Here is a 20,682-nt window from a genome sequence, read left to right on the forward strand (position 1 = left end):
TCTTATTACTTGATTTCCTTTTTTTGAAACACGAAACCGCCTATAAGTCCGAAAATAACAAAAGTTACGATGGGTACGATCATTAATTTAATCACATCACCGCTACCCAAATTAAATTTGCTAATGTCTAACACCAGTTTAAAGGCAGAATAATTATAGATCGTTTCGATTAAAGTAAATTTCTGACCTAACGTGTACATAATACTATCAAAAAGAGAGAAAAATATGATCAAAAAGCCAATCGTCTTGCCGCTATCTGTAAATAGGATGGCAGCTAAAGCCATAATCGACGCAAAGGCCGATGCATAGAGGATGGTAAATCCGACGGTCTGAATAAAATAATCGAGTCCCGGCATATCATGGAACCCATAAAAAATAGTTCCAACCAGTGTCAATCCCATAGGAAAGGATAATGAAATAATTACAGTACCAAATGAAAATACGATTAATTTAGCAAAATAAATACGGATTCTGCCGTTACCGGAAGTACCGATACTTTTCATTGTACCGATAGAATATTCGTTGGAGATAAAGAAACCTGCAAGAATGCAAGGCACAAACTTCACGATATAGCTGTTTCCCCCTTCCAGACCTACTGCAGCATATAACTCTTTTATAGATACGGAAGGAGTTTTCAAAACAACGAAGATCAGCACAAGATACGAAACAGCTGCCGCGATTAATCCAATGACCAATGACCAAAAAATTCGGTCTTTCCTCAGTTTAAATAATTCAGATCTCAACAAATTACTCATGCTTGCCGCCCCCGATCCGATTGGTAAAATACGTTTCCAAATCTTCCCCGATCGGCATGAATTGTTCGATAATCAACCCTTCATCCGTCAGTGTTTTGGATACTTTACCTGGGGCATGAACATGCTCAAACAGTTTTATCGTTCCGTCAGGCAATACTTCATAACGAGTAGACCTGAGCTGAGTTTCGATCACCGCTGCCGCTTTATCCGTGTTATCCACATTAATATGGATATACTTTTGGCACTTCTCGTTAAGTTCATTGACAGTTAATTGCTCCAGCAATTGCCCTCTATGAATAATGCCGAAATGCGTAGCAAGCAAGTGGAGTTCCGTTAAAATATGGCTTGAAATTAAAATGGTAATTCCATACTCTTGATTCAGCTTTTTCAATAACTCCCGGATTTCGACTACGCCCATGGGGTCAAGTCCATTGATCGGTTCATCAAGAATTAAAAATTCCGGATCTCCTAATAGCGCAATGCCGAGACCAAGCCGTTGTTTCATCCCGAGGGAAAAATTTTTCGCCTTCTTTTTTCCTGTATCTTGCAGTCCAACAAGAGAAAGTGTTTTTTCAATGCAGGCTTTCCCGGGAATCCCTTTTAACAACCTGTGCGCTTCCAGATTTTCAGCGGCACTCATATGCGGATACAATGCAGGGCCCTCGATAATCGTCCCGATTCGCTTTCTAGCCTGAATAAGCTCCTGTTCGTTGCTGCATCCGAATAATTCTAGCTTCCCTTTGGTTGGAAAAGCAAGGCCGGTTACGACCCTAATGAATGTTGATTTGCCCGCGCCGTTTTGCCCGATAAACCCGTAGATGGATCCCTTTTTTATAGAAAGATCCACCTTATTCAGAGCCAATTGATCTTTGTATCGCTTGGACAAACCGCTTGTTTTTAGAACATAATCGCCCATTTATTTTACCTCCTTATATAATACTTTTTAGTGTAGGAAGCAAAACATAAGAAAGGCTTAAGATGGTTCTTAAAAAAAGCTTAAGCTTTTAATCGATACCCCATCCCCCAGATTGTTTCTATATACTCCTCGTCAGGATTGGCAGCGGATAGCTTGCTCCTGATATTGCTCATGTGAACATTGATTGTATTGTCATCCCCGTGGAAAACTTCCTTCCATACACTTTCGAACAGGTTTGCTTTCGTAAACACTTTCTTGGGAGAAGACAAAAGAAGGTGCAAGATTGCGTATTCCCGTGCCGTAAAATTAATTTCCGTCCCATTGACATTTACGATTTTAGAGTCTGTATCCATCGTAATGTCTTTATAGGTGATCACTTTGTTTGGTGCAGGCTGGTCGGCACGTCGGGATCTTCTTAGGAGAGAATCGATTCTCGCAGATACTTCCTCAATGTCAAAAGGTTTTGTAATATAATCATCCGCACCCTTTCGTAGAGCGTCGATTTTCGTCTCTTTCTCCATCTTTGCCGAAATAATCATGACCGGCGCTGAGCTTTGCTCGCTTATTGCTGCAAGAATCTTTTCCCCGGTCATTCCGGGAAGCATTAAATCCAGCAATACCATATCCCATTCCTGCTTCTCCAAATAAATCATGGCTTCTGTGCCGGAAAAAGCGGATTGAGGAGAATACCCGCTATTTCGAATGATGTTGCACAGTAATTGATTAATATCATTATCATCCTCAACGACTAAAATCTCGACTTGCTTATTCATTTTATCTACACCCTATGATTAGATTCCAATATTTCTAGTTTAAACGGAATCGGTTGCATATTTCAAAATTTATATTGTTGAATTACTATAAAGGTTAGCCGTTGGATAGTAATATTTACTTCTATTAACTGGAAATGTCCGGTATAATCTTGCTTAGATTAGAGGGGGCTAACGTATGTCGTACGTGTTTGCATTCAGTTGTATAGGAGCCATTATTTCCTTATTTATGGCGATTATATCCGCGTTTAAGGGTAATGGAAAATTTTTAAAACCTTTGTTATGGGGCACCATATTGGCGATTATTTGCTGCTTCGTAAGCTTTTTTATCCCTGACACCGATTTAAGTTACAAACAATCATTGAGCCTGGTAGGATTCGTGATATTGCTCGGAGTCTGTTCGTTAGGATTCGTTGCTTCTATATTCATGGCTCTTTTTGCATTGTTCAAAAGAAGTGGGGAATTCAAAAAATATGTTCTAATCGGTATTTCGTGCATGATTTCCGTATTCATCATACTCATCGTCGCTGGCGCTACAATGAAAACCGACAACGAGGAAGCGGCAATAGCCGAAGGCTCGGCGACCGAACAGCAGGAAATGACGCAGACGCAGCGTGAGCGTTATGCCGATTTCGAGAAAAAGATACTGGATTTGGCAGCTCAGATGAATGGAGAAGAAAATGGATACCTCGCTTTTCAAAACGCATTTTTAAAAGAACCCGTTCCTTCTCCCGAAAACTACGAAAATGCCAAAAAATACAAAGATGCGATCGCCGTACACTTTAACCATCTGCAAACCATCGATGTCCCCAAGGACTTGCCAAGAAAGCTAAAGGAACTGGCGACAAAAGGCCGCGGCCATATCAACGAAGCGATCGCACGAAAAGAAATGGCGCTGAATGCCTTGTTAAATTATATAAACAGCAAAAAAGTGAGCGATCTGAACACGTTTAAGGAAAACGCGCTTTTGTACACAAATGAAATTAACAGCGGGCTTGAGAAGTTTTCCGAAGCGAAAAAAGCGATGGAACCGACAGAATAGCCGAACTGCGAAAAGGCTGCCAATGCGTTGGCAGCCTTTCGTCACGCTCTCGTTCTCCATCGAACGACCATTTGTTATTTTGGATGAACCAACGTGAGGCAGTATTGCGCGATTTCATAGCCGACTTTAGCCAAATGATCTTTAATCGGCTCCGGCAGGCCGTTGAACTCCTTGTGAGTTTCATATGTGAAATCGCCTTCGTATCCGATCTCGGCAAGCACCGGCAAAAGCGAACGCCAGTCGACATTGCCGTGGAACGGAAACATATGCTCATCAGAGCTTCCATAGTTATCGTTCACATGCGTCGCCTTGAGCCGTTTGCCGAGCGTGCGAAGCGCAGGACGCTGATCCTTGTACAGGAAGTTCGCATGACCGAAGTCCCAGCATGCCCCCACTCCCGGCTCATTCCACACGTCAATAATCGCTGCAAGCTCGGACGCATGGCTGGCGAACCGCCGCATGGACGCCGGCCGCTCGATCATGTTCTCGAAAGCGATACCGACGTTGTGCTTGACGGCAAGCTCCACGAACGGCGAGAAATGCTCCACATTGTCTTTAATGCACGCTTCTACGTCCAGTGCCGTTTTCGCCCGATCCTCATGCGGATGGACGACTGCCCATTTGACGCCGAGGATAGAGCTGGCGATGATGGAACGGCGCATCATTTGATCGTATACTTCCAGCTTCTCGGCCGTGGTATTGTTCGGATGGGCCGGTAAAAATACGGGATGCGATTGCGAGAAGACGATGCCGAGCTTCTCCGCTTCTTCTCTGAGCTCATGCATCACCTGCTCCCAGTTCTCGCTTACAAGATCGGTTTGGCCGGTCAAAGCACGGCAAAAATTAATGTCCAGCACGTCGTACCCGGCTGCTTTCAATCTTCGGATTGATTCCTTATACGGCGTGTAGCCCCCATCCAATCTGAGGCTGAACGTGCCGGTTGTCGTTGATAATCTCAAGCAAATCTCACCCTTTCGTTAGTTACATGGCTTCGGCCAGCGGTCGCAACGATTGCGGCTGTGGAAACGGTTTCCCCTTTGGTCGATTAATTCCATCATACAATGGAGAATCGGGCTTGAAAATGCAATATTGTTTCATATCGGATATATTATATTTCAAAACTACTTACTTTCTGCCCTTCGCTTATTTCTTTTCAATCGCAATTGCTTTATTAATTTCCTCGTCCAACTCCCGCAGCGTCGTATTCACATCTTCCTTGCCTGACAAAAATCCATTGAATTTCTTCTCGGTTAAAGGTTCGGCGATTTCCCGGAATAAGTAGATTGGGTATTTCACCGGCTTGCTTTTCAAAATTCCGGCGACGTTTTTGGTCTTCAAAGACTCATCGCCTTGCCCGAACGCTTTTTGCACGGCTTCATTTTTGAGCGGCGAGATGCGGCCGGCTTTGGAGACGTTCATCTGCACTTCGTCGGAAGTTATCACTTCCATAACCTGCAGCGCCTGTTCCTTGTATTTGCTGGTCGGGACGACTCCAACCATGTAAACCGTCGAATTGCCGTACGTATTCGGCTTCTCCTTGTAGAACGGATGCTGAACAACATCCCACTGGAGTCCGGTCTTCTCCGCCTCTTTAAGCTGCGAGAAAATGTTGGTTTGGTTCAGCATCGCGATGGATCGATCGGTCATGAATCCTTTCGTACCATTCTTGTCTGCACTGGACGACGGCGCATTTCCGGGAATCTCATAAATTTGCTTGCCCATTTCGAAAGCGCGTTTCCAGCCGTCACTTGTCATTATGGCTTTCTGTGTTTTGCGGTCGATATATTCCATGCCGAGCGGCTGCGCCATTCTCACTACGCTCCCCATGTCCCAGCCGCGGTACTGCACACCGTCTTGAAGCCGCGTCATCTTCCTGGCAGTCTCCAGCGCATCCTCCATTAACATGCCGTCTTTTGGGTAGGCGACACCGAATTTATCGAAAATTTCCTTATTGTAAAACAGCGCATGAAACCCGGTTTCAATCGGCAAGCCGTACAGCTCTCCTTTTTCGGTAGCGGCATATTTGATATCGTCCAGAAAGTTGGACTGGAATCGGTTTAAGTCGATCTTATTACGCTCAAACAACGCCGTCATGTCTTCGTTGATGCCACGCTCCTTGAGCCCGGGCATATTGCCGTTAAACGAGAGATACAAATCCGGAAGCTCGCCTGCCGCGATCATCTTGTCGTATGCCGCAAACGAGCTGGCGCTTATTAGCTCCAGCGTAATATGCGGGTACTTCTTCTGGACAGGCTCGATGTACAGCCGTTTGAACTCATCATTGATCGGCAAATGTACAGCAAACTTGAGCGTAACGGGCGTCGTGTCCACGATTTTCGCCGGTACGGACGAGTCGCCGGATAAGTTCTTCTGCCCGGCTGCTTCGTTCCCGCTACCTTCCTTGCCGCAGCCCGCCAATACAGAAGATGCCGCTAGTGCCATACTTACGGCCAATGTAATTTTTGTCATTCTTTTCATGTGTTCTACCTCCGATTTTCTGCTCGTCCCATCATCAAAATACTTCAGACATAAATAAGCATAATTCGACATTGTTTGCGCAATGTTTAAGAGTCGTAAAGATTTGGTAAATAATAGTCATCTGCTGCTATATAGAATATTCAGAACCGTTTAATTAAGCGCTTACATTATTTTGAATTACCCCTTACTTTCTACAGAATACGCAGCTCGCTTCGATGCTTTAACCGGCCTTAACGTTTAGTATTTAAAAAAAATGGACATCTGCTCTATTAATAACAGATGTCCAGCATTACCATATTTAACATTATGAATAAAGTTTGAATCTCAGACTTATCGATAATTCTAATTTTCACCCTCCACTAGCTCAGCGATCATACGTATGAATGGGAGCGATGCTTGACCGAGGCGCAACCGAGAATGGGATTGCACTGTTGGGCTCTTTAACGGACATTTCGCAGTTCGACGTAGTCAAGATTAATCGCTCCGTGGTCGGAAGCCGTTCGCTCGAGTGTCAACAGGTTGACGCCTTGATGCAGCTTCACGGTGTCCAGCTTGCTCTTCCATGTGTTCCAGCTGGCAGCATTCGGGAACGAAACCGTTTTGCCCGGCTGCACGACGCGGCCTTGCTCATCAGCTACGCTGACTTGCAGCGTGCTTGCAGCGCCTGTTGCATTACCGTATCGATAGCTTATGCTGTAAGTGCCGTCGGCCGGCGCTTGCACCGCGACGACAAGTTTCGCGCCAACCTTACCAAGTCCGTCGACGAAACCGAAGCCATTGTAGCCGCTATGGTTGTTGTTAAAATTCGTTCCGCCGAGCCATGTCGCCACTTCCGTCTGATAGCGTACGTGCGAACCGTTCGGGGTAATTTGAACGACGCTTGTCGCGTGTGCCGGCAAAGACGGCTCGTATGCGGACATTGCGCCTAGCTGCCGGTTTTTCCACAATTCCTTCGTTGACGCGGCTCCGCTCAGACCCAAGTGTTTGATATAGTCGATCTTACGGGTAGCCGTCTGGTCGGAGCGGTTAAATAACCCCACGACCCAAGTCCCGTCCGGCAGTTGGCCTAGCCAACGTTCCGAGTCGCGGGAATAAAAATCTTTGCTGTAAGGGTTGCCATTGTAATAAAACGGCTTGCCTACGAATCCTTGATTATGAAGCGCCAGCATGTTCTCGTTCTTATAATATTTGCCGGTCGATCCAATGGTGGAATGTTGGTCCGTAATGGCGATTGGCGAACCGGCAAGCGTAAACAGCGAGATTGCGGTCTTACGCTCCTCGTCGTTCTTGAACGTGTTCATCCGTAGGAAATCCCCATCAAGAATCATATTGGAGCCTCGGCCCGCGATGTCCGAGAAACCGGTGAATCCCAGGAACGGATTGGCCCATTGCGACCAGCCGTTCCTCCATGTTTGGCGTTGACCGCTTAAATTTTCCCAACCGCCGTGGGCAAGATCTTCATTAATTCGTACCATATCGCCGTACGGCAGCTCGCTGGCCCCGTGTCGGTCCAAATGAGGCATGACGAGACTGATTTCCATGTCGTCCCCCGCGGCTTCATGCATCCAGCGCATGGCGGTTTGGTAGTTTTCCACGCCGTGCGCTTTACCGATCGTTTTCCCTTTATCGATGCCGGTTTCATACCAAGATAAGAAATCGATGCGCAAATATTTGACGCCCATCTTCTTAAAGTAATTTACATAGCCTTGGATATATTGTTTGGCACCTGGCTTGGTGACGTCTACCCAATATAAATCATCGTTGAATTTGTCGTTCGACGACGCAATGGAACCAACTTTATGCGTGGTGCCGACGATCGTCTTCGACGAATCGTTCGCCGCGCTGCGCGTCACCCATAGCGGGTTGTAATAGACGCCGAGCTTCATTCCTTTCCCTTGGATGTAATCGGCCCAATACGCCCAATCATGCTTCCATCCGTCGTTATGCGATATAATGTAACCGTTCTCATTCGTTTGCTGAGCTCCTTCAATCCAACCGTCAGATACGATCATATCGTAGCCGGACGACTTGTAGTCGGAGGCAATCCAATCGATATTTTTTTTCCACTCGCCTTCATCCATAGGAGCGTCCTTCGTGTATTGATATTCATAGGTGCTCCAGTAGAGCGGACCTACGCCACCGCGCGTAAAAGAGCTCTCGCGTGCGGCAGCAGGGACGGCGGCAACAATGCTGGACACAAGGAGCGCGGCGCAAATAGCGGATGTAAGACGATGGATATAAGTTTTTTTATTTTTGCGGATCATAGGAATCCAACCTTTCCAAGCGAGCTATTAATCGCTGTAGGTAAGCGATTGCATAATGTATACACGTATATTGTACACGCTTTCAACATGCGTTCCTATGACTTAATTTCTCCATGGAAACGGTTGGGCCGCGATCCTGAGGTTTCCACATGAATCCCTCACCATTTATTCTTATGGACGTTAAATGAATGAATAAAGTTTTCTGGATTATCCTTAATGATGTACGGATAAACGCCTTGATTTGTATGCAAATATAGAAAACCTTCCTTGTCTCCGATATGCCGATAAGAAATATCGAACACTTCGTCGAAGGAAAACGTTCGAAATCGGGTAACAATTTTATCTGGATATAAGTACATGGTTCTGCATTGCACAACTATTTTTTGCTCGAGACCGTTAAGTTCTCTCTCTATTTTAAAGTATGGTTGACTTACGATCCAACTCATCATATTCCCCTCTCTGACACAGAATAATCATGATGATGTAAATAACCCATTCTTTGCTCGCCGTTACCGCATTCTATCGCTAAAGCCTTCTTCTGATCTCGTGAAGAAGCAAATTCCTTTCCGCCTCGCATACATCCGCGGTCAGCTTGCGTGCGGCGATCGGAGCAATCCATGCATCGATGTCATCGTACGTCGTACCGCTCATTTTCGAGTATTCATCCATAAATATTGTAACGATCGATTCTCTGATCGTGTCAAAATACGCCACCGCTTCGCCCGGCAACTTGGGGAAATACGACAAAAGTACCGCGTATCTGATCATGATTATGTATTCAGCGAGGTCGGCTTCCGGATTACCGGTTGCTGCGCAGACCCAATCAATCACAATCCCCTTCCCGTCGCGAATCAAAATATTTCCTGGATTCGGATCGCCATGACATAATTGTTTCTTTTCGGGCAAAGCATCTAGAATCGCAAGGACAGCACTCTTCTCATCCGCCGTTAAGTAAGCGGCACTCTCTATCGCGCGCTTTATGATGTGTCTTTGCGAAGGCAATGGCACGTTGGATCTTTGATGAATATCGTATAATATTCGCGCCGTAATTCGTACAAAATCATTTTCACCCGTGGATAAGGCATCTTCCCCCGAAAACGAACGGTTCACAATTTGATTCATGAAACGCTTCATTAGCGGCTCCCCGTAAACGCGCTCAAAAACGATACCCGGACGCCCGTCGATATCTACGACAGCAAAAGGGCGAGGAACAGGCAGTCCGTGCTGCCATGCAAGACGAGAATTTTCATATTCCAGATTGATGGAATAACGATTAGTATTCGGTTTGGCCAGCTTTACTATTTTGTGCTCATTCTCCCATTCAAATACTTCGGAGCCCTTTCCTTCGCCAATTTTCGCGCCAAATTTAATGCTCATGAATCACAGCTCCCTTACTGCCAATTTTAGGCGTTAGTCAAGCCCTCTTTTAATAATAACGCTTCGACCGTCGCATGCAGGCCTACTTCGGATATCATAACGCGTAATCAACGCGAACAAAAGCCCTGAAAGAAATCAGGGCTTGGCAATGTTTCCGCATAATGCATTGAACACTGAAGCTATTTATTGCTCGCTTAGGCATGGCTTTCTTGTGTAGGCAAAGACAAGTTCTTCGCTTCCGGAGACTTGTACTTCATGATCGGTACCATCGTCAGCGCCCCGATCGTAAACAGACATCCGGCAACGGTAAAGATGGATTCAAGCGGAAACGCTCCCTTTAGCACCCCGGCAAACGACATGGATATGACCATCATCCCCATAAACATCGGATTAAGTACACCGTTCACCCTTCCGACGATCGATTCGTGCGACCATTTCAAGATCATCGTGCTAATCCCGATGTGGATGCATGGGAATGCAAGTCCGTTCACAAACTGTGCGGCAAGCGTTACAGGAACCATGGTTGAATATCCGACAATGACCGTGCAAATGGCGCTGACAAGCATTCCGATCGCCAGCAAAAGCTGCGGCGCGACTCGTTTTGAGAATACCGCGACCACTCCGCCTCCGATCAGCATAGCCGCTCCGTTCACCATTAGTATATATTGCAAAAACTGCTCCGGTTTCCCCAGCTTCTCGGTCACGATGAACAGGTTGAGCGTGTGAGCAAGGCCTACAGCAAGACCCGCGAGGATGAATGCGAGGCCAAGCACCCTCAGCACCTGACTTTGCCATACATAACGAAAACCTTCAATAAACTCTTTACGAAATTGACCTTTCCCCGCTTCCGTTCGAGGCTCGTCTTTATCCTTGGGAAGGCGGACGAGGACCAGGGCGGACAGCAGAAAAATACAGCCCATAAAAGCGATGGAAATTTCAAGCCCGAGGTTGGTGTATACATAAGTTCCAAGCATGGGACCGAGCACCAAAAATATCGCCATCAGTGATTGGAACAAAGCCATACCTTGCTGCATCTGCTGCTCCGGTACGTGCTGTTTGAACAAACGCATGCCCGATGGCTGCGAGAACTGCGACAATATAGCCGAAATGAACGTTACAAAATAAACGGAATGCCATGAGCCATAATGAATCGTCAAGAGCACGATGAATACGGATACGGCGGATAATACATCGCACCAGACCATCGTTCGTTTCGGCTTCCAGCGATCGGCGAACGTGCCGCCTATAAAAGAAAACAGGAAGATCGGCGCAAATTCTACTACGCTGATCAGCGAAATCGCGTATGGATCTTTGTTTGTTTTTTCGGCGACGTAGAGCAGTATCGCGAAATTCCTCACCCATATCCCGATCTGCAGCAGAACGTTCGACATGATAATCGTTTGTATGAAGCGATTGCGGAAAAGACTTGGGGCCTTGGCGGCAGCCTGTTGCGAATCCAAACTGAATACAACTCCTTTTACAAAAATGATTGGTGGTCCATCGCTTGCAATCTTATGATAAACCGAAACGTATCGGCAGGTTTCTTCTGAATTGCTGTCTTTTTATCTTCCTTTGGATATGATGGGCGCCGATCAAATTTTCCGAAAGCTTCTTGTTATCGCTCGTACCGCGCGTTCTCAGATCGGCCACCCAATCACTCGCTTTTCCCGCCAAGTCGGGACAGCCTTTCGATTTCACGAATAAAAAGTCGCCGGGTAGCAAATATTGATTATCGACGATCAAAAAGTGCTGCCAATCGTATGGCCCGGCGAATAGCCCCCCCCCTATTCAATGCCCACCCACGTAAAAAGACCGCACTCGCGTCAACCGCTTACGACACGAATGCGCTCCTTTCTTCTCGTTCCTTATGGGCTCACTTCCATGAGATCCAACAGCTTCTTGGGGCCGACTGCTTGAATTAACCATGGGATGCGTGGACCTTCATTTTGATTTAGGACCAAATTATAAATGATCGTAAATAAACGTTTTTGATTCGATCTCATTACTTTTTTATCTTCATCATGACAAATCGCGTATATTTGTTCCATTAATTGCTCGCCTTCTACTTCGGAACTTTTCAGCAAACCGCAAAATGCTTGCACCCATCCGCGTTCCGTCGAACTTAGCGTATTATAAAAGGCGGTGTCGGCGCACTCTTTCACCTCTACTTGCTTTTGCGGATACCAGCACTTAATCCAGTGCTCCGCGCGTCGGACGATCGGCTCAAGCTCCTCTATCGAGTACTCCTCGCCGTTTCGGGTTAAGATGTCCTTTAGCAGCGCCCTATCGAAATGAACCAGCGGCAATAAACTGGAAACGTGGCTGAATTTCGGCGTCTTTCCCCAGGGCTCCGTCGTCATCATGGACAATTCCAACGCTTCCTTGAGTTCGCTGTTCAACGTGCCGGAATCGTACCCCTCACGGTATCTTTCATATTCCGTATAATTCCGGATCACGTCCTCGTCCATCCCGATATGAAAAGCGGCGCTCGGTTGATACTTGGCGAACATGAACAATATCAGCTCCGGGCTGTATACGTTCAGCAGATCGTCAGGCGTATAGTTGTGTCCGGAAGAACTGGACATTTTGGTGTGACTGCCTTTGATGCTAATAAATTCGTAAGGCAAATACGCCGGCGGCACGTTCTCGAAAATGATTTCCGATAAGGCCTTGGCTACATTGTAGCTGCCGGTCTCCGATGAGTGGTCGCGGCCTCCAGGCTCGAACAACACGCCTTCTCTGCTCCAACGCATCGGCCAATCCAGTTTCCATTGCAGTTTGATGTTCGTTGCATCGGGGATATAGAGCATGTCTTGGCGACCGCATTGACAGCTATACGCCAACGTATCCGTTTGTTCATCGAACGATTGAATCGTGGTCGTATCCTTCCGGCAAACCTCGCAGTATACATGAACAGGAAAGTAACCATCACGTTCGTCCTCGCTGGCATCGCCCGTTTTGAAGGCCATGACGATATCGTAAATTTCTTTTCTCTTCCTAAGAACATGAAGGATGGATGGATTGTATCTTTTCGATTGATACTCCCGGCTCTGGTATATAAACTCCGGTTGTATGCCAAACACCGATAAAGCATTTTCGAACTGCCTCTCAAAATGCTGCGCGTAGGAATCGTGACATCCGTACGGACACGGAACCTCCGAGTAAGGCATCCCGATATATTTTTCAAAGGCTGGATCTATCCCGGCGGGAACTTTCCGGAACCGGTCGAAGTCGTCCCACGAAAATATAAATCGTAGGTTTTGGTCCGACTGTTCGAGCGCTCTCACGACAAAATAGGTCGTTACAATTTCCCTGAAATTGCCGATGTGTACAGCCCCTGACGGGCTGATCCCCGATGCGCACACAAACGTACTGCGGTCAGGATGCTGCTCAATTAAACGGTTTGCGATGCTATAAGCCCAATGCATAATTCTTCACCTCTGTTTTGGAATAATTAGAAAAAGCCCCCGTCCGCAAGATTGTCATCTTGAGGACGAGAGCTTATGTCAGCGCCGTGGTACCACCCCAGTTTGTGAATATGTTGCCATATTCACCTCTTCGGGTACGGCCATTACGCTTATACCCTATCTCTGTAACGGGAGATCCCGTCATACCATCCTTGAGCGCTGTGCTCAATTCCATATGAAGCTCCGAGTTTTTTTTCGTTAAGAACGCCGCTGCCCCATTTCACCGTGCTGGAGCTCTCTGTGAACGCCGGTTCTTAATTACTCTTCTCATCATCGCATTATTCGCGTTTGTTATTTTATGTAATATTAGCGTGAAGATGGGGTGATGTCAAATCCAATTTTTCAGAAAAAATTTGCAATTCAACCTTATGCGCCGATGCTCTTGAGCTCTTTCGTTAAACTGTCTAACGTTTCCGCACGGTCTTGCGCATCTTGGTCGTCGAATAATAGCTGCTCGATGAATTCCCATATATCCTCCAGTTTCCGTCTCCCTTGGTAAAACTGCAGCGCCTCGAGATTCACTTCGTAATTGACATGATGTTTCCGATACTCGCTAAAAAACATACCGTAGTACGGCTTGTCCACCATAAACATCAGATCCGCCTCCGCCGGCGCTAACCGCAGCCCTTCCCAATCAATCCATATGAGCTTCTCCCCGGACTGCATCAGATTCCAGTAATGTATGTCCGTATGGCATAAGACCATGCGCACCGAACTGTCCTTCAAGACGGCGGACAGCTTCTCAACCGTATTGATCCGTTCATGAAGCTGTGCGGAGAAAGGATGCAGCACTGAGCCGATATCGTCAGGAATATCCTTATTTCCCGGGTGCAGCACATCCCGTAACTGCTGCAAATACGGCACGTGATAGTTTTCTTGTATCGCACGCGTTTCCACGGTAATTTCCGCTCCATACTTGTGCAGTTCCGCAATCATTTGCGAAAGCTGGCTTACTTGCTCATCGCTTAACGCTTGATCGCCGATCGTGTCTCCTTCAATGTACTCGTAAAGCAGATAAACGCCGTGATCGTCCTCGCATTTATACTGGCCATTCTTGGTATGAACAGGCACGGGAATTTTTCCTTGCAAGCCGCTATGATGCATCAGCCAACCCATGATCGGCATATAGGCATCGATCAGAGCCGTCCATTTGGGTGTCGAAACTCTGCTTTTTTCATACATCTTCAAAAAGTACGGTCGTTCATGGCTTGTCACTCGAAACGCTAAAGCGGCCCATCCGCCCTTTTGCGGCGTTACGTCAATCGGATCGATACCGTAGTGCGCCTGTAGAACGGCGGTTAAATCGTATAAATGGTTCATCTCGTTCCCTCCCTTGCTCACTATTCTCTTCATCCTGTAGCTGTTCCCCATTCTTGTTATGCATAGCTGAGCGCGAATCTCCGCTGCCTGAAAATCCCTCGGTATCCTATATATGATAGATCAAAGCGGTCGCCTGATCAACAATCATTAGTGCGAAGATACTCCATTCGGTTCCGTAATTCATCATCTGTCCCAGTTTGGCAATCAACCTGTCGAGCATCTTGCGAACTTCACCTTCTTTTTCATTACGGTCCTCCAGTGTGCAGCGAAATTGCTCATTTGCGGTCAAACAAAGGCGTAACGGCTCGAATTACCAAACGTTTCAGCTTGACATCCGAGAGGCAGTTCACTATCATTTGAAACTATTCTACGATTTTTGTCGTAATAGAAGATAAGCGAGGTGATAGGATGAGATAAAAGAGAGTGAGATGCATTTATTGTTGTAGGTATCCGATGACAATAACAACAAGGGGAGGAATAAATTTATGAAAAAACTTGTCATTGCAATGGCTTTACTATTAACTGCTGTCGGGTGCTCGGCTGTTGACAATCCGAACCAATCCGCAGCCCCAGCCCCCACCAGTCCCCAAACCGATGCAACGGCTGCTCCGAACAATGTGCCGGAGACGACTCCACCTACAACGAATCCGCCGGCGGCACCTGCGCCTGCTCCGGTAGCGCCTGCTCCTGAACAGACCGCTCCAGCGCCGACTCCGCCCAAGCCAGTCATTCCTGCACCGCCAACTGGAGCAAAAGAAGTGCCATATGTGACCAAGCAGCAGATCGACTCCGTTGAACTGAACTCTACATACGATCAGGTGTCCACGAAGATCGGTCTCGGTAAACTCGTTTCCCAAAACGAACATCAAGCGATTTATCAGTATCAGGGAAAAAATGGAGGCACCGCGAAGTTAATATTTTGGGACGGAAAGCTGAACAGCAAAGGCGTTAGCGATTTGAATTAATCAAAAAGTTTGTGCAGCCCCTAAAAACGTACTGACGCGGCTGAATATGAAAAAGGGATATTGGCTGTACGTCGACAAGCACGATGTACTGTCAATATCCCTCTATTTGTTAATCCCCGTACCAGGGCGGCATTTTTTCATCCAATATAGGGTTATTTTCTCCATTACCCACGCATACTTTTTCCGATATTTGAGGTCCTCTTCCGTTTCAATCATATTCAAGGCCGTTTGCTTGACAATTTCATCATGATTATCAAGGCTGTACCGTTATCCTCCCGACAGTACCATTTTCCCCAAAAAGAAAAGGTTCAACCTCATGGCTGAACCTGCGGATATTCGGATTGCTATATCAATGATGTCATGGTTATGTAAACATGTGAAGCTGGGCTAACGCATTAGTCAACCCTTTGCGGTGCGCCTCCACAGACCCTGAATAGCGGTGGTCTTCCAACTCGATGCAAACCGGTCCGCGATATCCCGCTTGATCCAGCTCGAATGTCACCGTCAGCCAATGGATGCTCCCTTCACCGGGTATCGTATAACGCCACGGGCCCTCGCTGAACTTGGCAGTTTTTGCAAACACCGGACGTTGCGAACGGCCGAATAAATAGACGTTTTCGTCTAAAATGGCACAATCTTTCGCATGAACATGGGCGATCCGTTCGGCGAATTCGCGCAAGAAACGGATGTGGTCAATGCCCAGACGAACCAAATGCGACGGATCATAATTAATGCACAGCGCCGGCGAAGGAATGGCTGCAAACATTGCGCGCAGCATCTCCGGCGTGCAGCCGAGCGTCGGATAATGCGGGGCGGGTCCCGGGTAACCCTCAAGTACAAGCTTGATGCCAAGCCGCTCGGCCTGCTCCGTAATGGCCGGAAAGACGTCGCAAAACATGCCGAACGATTCGGATAGCGGCGTCGCCGCTTGTTCCGGCACAAGGCACATAAAGCATGTTGTCGCACCGAGTTCGGCCGCTTCGGACAGCTGGACGATCAGCTCCCGCACGGCTTCGTTACGTTTGCCCTCATCTCTGCTAAGCAGCTGCGGAACTTTACGGGCATCGAAGCTGCCGAGCGATAAACCGGCCTCGGATAGCGCCGTCATATTCTCTTTCGTGATCGACTGCAAGTCTACGTAACCGAATCCTGCCTCTTTCAGCCAATGAAACCATTCATTCCATTGCTCCGGTTCTTTTGCCATCGCAACACCTTGCGTCAGTCTGACGCCTACTCTGCTGGACATGCTGAATATTCAACCTCCTTCATTTCCGTAACATGTTTGGTTTAAAGCGAAATCCATTGCCCTGCATTTGCTGCGCTTGTCCAAGCAGCCTCCGTCAGCCGTGCGATGCGAAGTCCGCAGGAAGCGGGAGCGGCGGCTTCTTCTTTGCGGCCAAGAATGAGGTTGACGAAGTCTTTGTCGGGATCAGAGGATGCGGGAAATTCATCTGTGGTGATCGCAATGGGTTGATTTTGTCCTTCCCTGGCGACAAGCAGCGTATTGTTCCGATACATTGCCGTTCCTTTGTCTCCATGGAATGTAATGTCTTCATACAGGCCGATGCTGGCGCTGCCGACGACGTTGAACGTACCGAACGCGCCGCCCTTGAACCGGACCGTCAGCGCAGAATCGATGTCGACCGGAGTGCCCCGGTTATCGATGCAAGCCGATACGGACTGCGGCTCCAGTCCGGTAACCCACAGCACGACATCGAGCAGATGGCTGCCGGAGTCGTTCAGCTGTCCGCCGCAAGACAATGCGGGGTCCTGTCTCCATGTTCCTGCCGTTGCCTGCATCCATTTTTGCGCCTGGTAAGCGCATACATATTGAATGCGGCCCAGTTCGCCACTTTGCACCAAGTCTCTAAGGTACACGAATGGGCCCAACCCATGGCGTTGGTACGCAACGGCCAAATGTTTCTTGCACGCTTCGGCATGTTGAATGATGCGCTGCGCATTCTCCGAGCCCGCGACAAAAGGCTTCTCCATCAGCACGTGTAATCCTGCGTCAAGACAAGCCATCCCCTGCTCGTAATGCTGACTGTGCGGCGTTACGATCACTGCGGCATCCGCTGCCGTATGCTCCAGAGCCTGGCGGTAATCCGCATAGACCGGAACCTCGGCAAGCTGCGGAAACCTGCGTTTCGTCTCCTCCAGCGACTTTTCGGAAGGGTCCGCCAGCGCTGCAATTTCCGCTTCCGGCACTTGCAGCAGCTTCTGAATATGGCTTCTCCCCATTCCTCCGACACCGATCATCAAAAAACGAACTTTCTCCATCACAGCATCCTCCTCATTGGCTAAGGCTAACCATCGGATCGTCATCGGGAGCTCTTCGTCGATGCGTTGCAGAGTACATGATTCAGGCACAAGATGCGGTATCGAACTGGCCGGCTTATACTTCATATTCGATCGCTGTACGGTTTATGACCGATGGATGACCCGTTCTTATACGGGAAACCATCGGTCATCCGGCTCGCTCCGTTAGCCTGCGAGCAGAATAGCGGCAATGAACACAAGCTGCAGCACCGTTCTTAAGCCAAGCGGCGTGGGCGCTCTTCCGCCCAGCGTTATCGCGTTCCGTGCGGCGCGAACGTTGGCAGGAAACATCGCGATCAGCATCACGGCCAGACCAACGGAAGCGATGGATGCCGTGGGTGGATACAACAGAAGGAGCGCGCCTGCCATTTCGGCAATGCCGGTTAACGTCACAATCCAATCCGGCCTGGGCAAAGACGGAGGCACCATCCGGATCAAATCCGGCCTCCGCTTTCCCCAGTGAGCGGATGCGGCAATAAGCAGCATGGCGGAGACGGCGTATTGAAGCGATGTATGCCAGTCACCCATATACGTCCATCCTGAAAGACCGGCTCCGTACAGCACAAGGAACGTTGCAACCATAACGATAAACGGAATCATGTGCCTCTCTCCCCATTATATACTTTGACTGATCATCAAATAAAGAATAATGATCGGAAGCAGCGTCGCTGCCGTCCCGTAGATGGCCCATGACTTGGATGCGCGCTTATAGTCGGCCGATATCGCGCCTGTACCGAGCGCTTCCCGGCTGTAACGGATCATCCGCCGCTGAAGCGGGATTAAGACAGCAAGCCAAATGATGCCCGTTATCGCAAACAGGAACAGCGAAGACGTCAGCCAGTTGAATCCGGAGAAGGAATGCCCCGCTTGCACCGCCATCACGTTGCCGGAGACGATAATGAGAAGCAGTCCCGGCAGTGTAAAGCAATAGTCCGCCAACATGACGTTTTTGGCGGCGCTGTGGATGACTTCCGCATTGCCTCCGATATCGGCTCTCACTTTCCAGAACGCAGCCGTCATAATGTTGCCGACAAACAATATGACCCCAAGCACATGCAGGAACAACCAGAATGACATGTTCATTGCTCCCCTTTCTCAAATTTTATGCCGAGCAGATCGCCCATGAGCGCCGCATAGTCGGCGGAACGGAACGAGTGATTCAGGTTCACGCTCTCGCCAATCACCGAGCGGATGCGGATGCCGAAGGAGATAAGCACGAACAGCTCCGATGTTTTCGCAGCGTCGATTTTGCTTGAGAGCACGCCTTTTCGCTGTCCGGCTTCGATCCAGGATACGGAACGAAGCACCGATGCTTCGTAAAACCGGCGAAGAATTTCATTCACTGCCGGCAGTCCGGCTCTGCCGACCAAATAGGCGATGACCCGATTCGTAATCTCATCCCCCTTCTCGATTTCCGGCAAGCCCGCCGTAATTTGGCTCATCGGGCCGATTGCATCATCGCCATTCTCCTGAACCTTGCGAACGAACCGTTCATTGATTTGATCAAGCCGTTCTTCCAGCACTTTGGCGAACAATTCCTCTTTGCTGTCCACATAATGAAATATTGCACCCTTTGATAAGCCGGACTCTTCCATAATATGCTTCATCGTTATCGACTCGCAGCCTTTCTCGGCAATGAGCTTCTTCACGGTCTGAAGGAGAAGCTCTATTGTTTTTTGCCTGCGTTCTTCCTGTTTCACTCCAATCACCTCTTGTTCCTCATTATACATACCGACCATCGGTTTGTAAATAGACTATTTACAATCATTTACTGTTCCTTCCTTGCCAACGAAAAAAAACCATCACCTAGCGATGGTTCCCTCCCCTTTCACGTTCGAACGGCGTGGCCAGGCCGTCCAACTTCCATATCAAAGACGCGGCTATGGGATCGTTCGCCGAACTTTTATTTTGCCGCGAACTCGGCAAGAACACTCTGCAGCTCATAAATATCGAGGCTCTTGTTGAACTTTTTCACAAGCGGCACGCCGCTACCGGAGATGTAAATTTTTAGTTCCGCATCCAAATCGAAATGTCCCGCCGTCTCAATGCTGAAATGCGTAATAGCTCGATAAGGGATCGAATGATACTCGACTTTTCTTCCCGTTAACCCTTGCCTGTCAACGAGAATGAGCCGCTTGTCCGTGAAAATGAACATATCGCGGATCAATTTATACGCCTTTTCTATTTTTTCCGTTCTCGCCAAAATTTTTCCGTATTCCTTCTGTACATCGGCAATAGTGACTTCCGACGCATTTCCCATTAAGCCATCGAGAATCCCCATTCGCATCCCTCCAATAACCTTATTTAAATGGAATCATTGAATAGCGGCGCTTCATTCAGTCTTTAATTCCCGGGAGCCGATGTTCCAAGCATCGTATGAGCTCATCGTAAACTTGCCGCAGCTCGTTTATCGTGAGTAATTCAGGCGTGTTTTGCCGCTCTTCCTCCGTATGCGTTTGCAGGACGCCATCCAGACCGTGATAATTAAACGTTAAGTCCTTGTACGTTTGGTCCAATTTTTCCAAAACGACGCCAATCAAGGTTTGATATTTCTCCACCAGATCACCTCCCGCGACACCTCATTATATTCCTATAAATGAAATCGAATCAATGATTTTTGTTGGCTTCCGGATACTGCTTATTACTCTGAGCTACCCTACGCGCTCCATAGTTATGCCCCAACGGATGAACTAGTGCCCGCGGCTGTGATTTTCCCATTGGACATGCTGCCATATTCCAAATGCGATAAGGAGTACAGCCACGGCAATGAGCCCGTAACCGGTCCATCGCAATAGGCTGCTGCTGCCGCTCCGTTGTCGATCCGATCCGGTATGCCTAATAAACAACCATCCGACCCCTACCAACAATGCGATCACGACTACAAACGGTACATAGACGGTCATAGGCAACTCCTTTCATTCGCGTATTATGTTAATCCACTCTTTGCCATTTTACCAAATACGCCGGTAAATCATAACCCACATTCAACTGATGAGCTGGTGATAGCTT

At 48.0% G+C, this 20,682-nt stretch carries 21 protein-coding genes and 1 other annotated feature; of the genes, 2 read left to right on the forward strand and 19 right to left on the reverse strand.

Features of this window, described 5'->3' with window-relative positions:
* Nucleotides 1-5: 5 nt before the first annotated feature.
* From ACFQI7_RS14290 to ACFQI7_RS14300, 3 genes are all read right to left on the reverse strand, one after another.
* On the reverse strand, nucleotides 6-755 hold the full coding sequence (locus ACFQI7_RS14290; protein ID WP_218097593.1) for an ABC transporter permease: 750 nt from the start codon (nucleotides 753-755) through the stop codon (nucleotides 6-8).
* Nucleotides 748-1,671 (reverse strand): ATP-binding cassette domain-containing protein, encoded by a 924-nt coding sequence (locus tag ACFQI7_RS14295; RefSeq protein WP_218097594.1) that lies wholly within the window; start codon nucleotides 1,669-1,671, stop codon nucleotides 748-750. Before ACFQI7_RS14295 ends, ACFQI7_RS14290 begins: the two co-directional genes overlap by 8 nt.
* Nucleotides 1,672-1,751: 80 nt before the next feature.
* Nucleotides 1,752-2,444 (reverse strand): response regulator transcription factor, encoded by a 693-nt coding sequence (locus ACFQI7_RS14300; protein ID WP_218097595.1) that lies wholly within the window; start codon nucleotides 2,442-2,444, stop codon nucleotides 1,752-1,754.
* A gap of 175 nt (nucleotides 2,445-2,619) precedes the next feature.
* Here ACFQI7_RS14300 and ACFQI7_RS14305 point away from each other — a divergent pair, with 175 nt between their 5' ends.
* Nucleotides 2,620-3,483: a hypothetical protein gene (locus tag ACFQI7_RS14305; RefSeq protein ID WP_218097596.1), complete on the forward strand. Its 864-nt coding sequence runs from the start codon at nucleotides 2,620-2,622 to the stop codon at nucleotides 3,481-3,483.
* A gap of 74 nt (nucleotides 3,484-3,557) precedes the next feature.
* On the opposite strand, the gene ACFQI7_RS14310 is transcribed toward ACFQI7_RS14305, so the two are convergent.
* The 8 genes from ACFQI7_RS14310 to ACFQI7_RS14345 all read right to left on the reverse strand — a co-directional run bounded on the left by ACFQI7_RS14310 (nucleotide 3,558) and on the right by ACFQI7_RS14345 (nucleotide 14,389).
* Nucleotides 3,558-4,442 (reverse strand): sugar phosphate isomerase/epimerase family protein, encoded by an 885-nt coding sequence (locus tag ACFQI7_RS14310; protein WP_218097597.1) that lies wholly within the window; start codon nucleotides 4,440-4,442, stop codon nucleotides 3,558-3,560.
* A gap of 184 nt (nucleotides 4,443-4,626) precedes the next feature.
* A complete protein-coding gene (locus ACFQI7_RS14315; RefSeq protein WP_218097598.1) occupies nucleotides 4,627-5,961 on the reverse strand; it encodes an ABC transporter substrate-binding protein in 1,335 nt (444 codons plus the stop codon).
* Between the two features lie 440 nt (nucleotides 5,962-6,401).
* On the reverse strand, nucleotides 6,402-8,225 hold the full coding sequence (locus tag ACFQI7_RS14320) for a carbohydrate-binding protein (protein WP_218097599.1): 1,824 nt from the start codon (nucleotides 8,223-8,225) through the stop codon (nucleotides 6,402-6,404).
* A gap of 525 nt (nucleotides 8,226-8,750) precedes the next feature.
* Nucleotides 8,751-9,602: an aminoglycoside phosphotransferase family protein gene (locus ACFQI7_RS14325; RefSeq protein ID WP_218097600.1), complete on the reverse strand. Its 852-nt coding sequence runs from the start codon at nucleotides 9,600-9,602 to the stop codon at nucleotides 8,751-8,753.
* Between the two features lie 194 nt (nucleotides 9,603-9,796).
* Nucleotides 9,797-11,062 carry an MFS transporter gene (locus ACFQI7_RS14330; protein WP_218097601.1) on the reverse strand — a complete coding sequence of 422 codons (1,266 nt, stop codon included), beginning with the start codon at nucleotides 11,060-11,062 and terminating at the stop codon, nucleotides 9,797-9,799.
* A 52-nt stretch (nucleotides 11,063-11,114) separates the two neighbouring features.
* On the reverse strand, nucleotides 11,115-11,345 hold the full coding sequence (locus tag ACFQI7_RS14335) for a hypothetical protein (protein ID WP_218097602.1): 231 nt from the start codon (nucleotides 11,343-11,345) through the stop codon (nucleotides 11,115-11,117).
* Between the two features lie 122 nt (nucleotides 11,346-11,467).
* Complete coding sequence (gene lysS / locus ACFQI7_RS14340) at nucleotides 11,468-13,030, reverse strand: lysine--tRNA ligase (RefSeq protein ID WP_218097603.1); 1,563 nt, start codon at nucleotides 13,028-13,030, stop codon at nucleotides 11,468-11,470.
* A 58-nt stretch (nucleotides 13,031-13,088) separates the two neighbouring features.
* Nucleotides 13,089-13,352 (reverse strand) — a binding site (T-box leader).
* Between the two features lie 83 nt (nucleotides 13,353-13,435).
* Complete coding sequence (locus tag ACFQI7_RS14345) at nucleotides 13,436-14,389, reverse strand: phosphotransferase enzyme family protein (protein ID WP_218097604.1); 954 nt, start codon at nucleotides 14,387-14,389, stop codon at nucleotides 13,436-13,438.
* Nucleotides 14,390-14,874: 485 nt separating this feature from the next.
* Here ACFQI7_RS14345 and ACFQI7_RS14350 point away from each other — a divergent pair, with 485 nt between their 5' ends.
* Complete coding sequence (locus tag ACFQI7_RS14350; protein ID WP_218097605.1) at nucleotides 14,875-15,354, forward strand: hypothetical protein; 480 nt, start codon at nucleotides 14,875-14,877, stop codon at nucleotides 15,352-15,354.
* 364 nt (nucleotides 15,355-15,718) lie between these two features.
* Here the strand turns inward: ACFQI7_RS14350 and ACFQI7_RS14355 are convergent, their stop codons facing one another.
* The 8 genes from ACFQI7_RS14355 to ACFQI7_RS14390 form a co-directional block, all read right to left on the reverse strand.
* Nucleotides 15,719-16,600, reverse strand: a complete 882-nt coding sequence (locus ACFQI7_RS14355; protein ID WP_218097606.1) for a sugar phosphate isomerase/epimerase family protein — start codon at nucleotides 16,598-16,600, stop codon at nucleotides 15,719-15,721.
* Nucleotides 16,601-16,641: 41 nt separating this feature from the next.
* Nucleotides 16,642-17,634, reverse strand: a complete 993-nt coding sequence (locus tag ACFQI7_RS14360; protein WP_218097607.1) for a Gfo/Idh/MocA family protein — start codon at nucleotides 17,632-17,634, stop codon at nucleotides 16,642-16,644.
* Nucleotides 17,635-17,838: 204 nt separating this feature from the next.
* Nucleotides 17,839-18,273 (reverse strand): DoxX family protein, encoded by a 435-nt coding sequence (locus ACFQI7_RS14365; protein WP_218097608.1) that lies wholly within the window; start codon nucleotides 18,271-18,273, stop codon nucleotides 17,839-17,841.
* 15 nt (nucleotides 18,274-18,288) lie between these two features.
* Nucleotides 18,289-18,750: a DUF2269 family protein gene (locus tag ACFQI7_RS14370; protein ID WP_218097609.1), complete on the reverse strand. Its 462-nt coding sequence runs from the start codon at nucleotides 18,748-18,750 to the stop codon at nucleotides 18,289-18,291.
* Nucleotides 18,751-18,752: 2 nt separating this feature from the next.
* Nucleotides 18,753-19,373, reverse strand: a complete 621-nt coding sequence (locus ACFQI7_RS14375) for a TetR/AcrR family transcriptional regulator (RefSeq protein ID WP_218097610.1) — start codon at nucleotides 19,371-19,373, stop codon at nucleotides 18,753-18,755.
* A gap of 203 nt (nucleotides 19,374-19,576) precedes the next feature.
* The gene (locus ACFQI7_RS14380) at nucleotides 19,577-19,954 is read right to left on the reverse strand and encodes a PH domain-containing protein (protein ID WP_218097611.1); all 378 of its coding nucleotides are present in this window, start codon (nucleotides 19,952-19,954) and stop codon (nucleotides 19,577-19,579) included.
* Nucleotides 19,955-20,009: 55 nt separating this feature from the next.
* A complete protein-coding gene (locus ACFQI7_RS14385; RefSeq protein WP_218097612.1) occupies nucleotides 20,010-20,231 on the reverse strand; it encodes a hypothetical protein in 222 nt (73 codons plus the stop codon).
* Between the two features lie 132 nt (nucleotides 20,232-20,363).
* Complete coding sequence (locus ACFQI7_RS14390; RefSeq protein ID WP_218097613.1) at nucleotides 20,364-20,576, reverse strand: hypothetical protein; 213 nt, start codon at nucleotides 20,574-20,576, stop codon at nucleotides 20,364-20,366.
* Nucleotides 20,577-20,682: the final 106 nt, after the last annotated feature.

This window comes from Paenibacillus allorhizosphaerae (assembly GCF_042659105.1).
GTDB classification, from domain to species: domain Bacteria; phylum Bacillota; class Bacilli; order Paenibacillales; family NBRC-103111; genus Paenibacillus_G; species Paenibacillus_G allorhizosphaerae.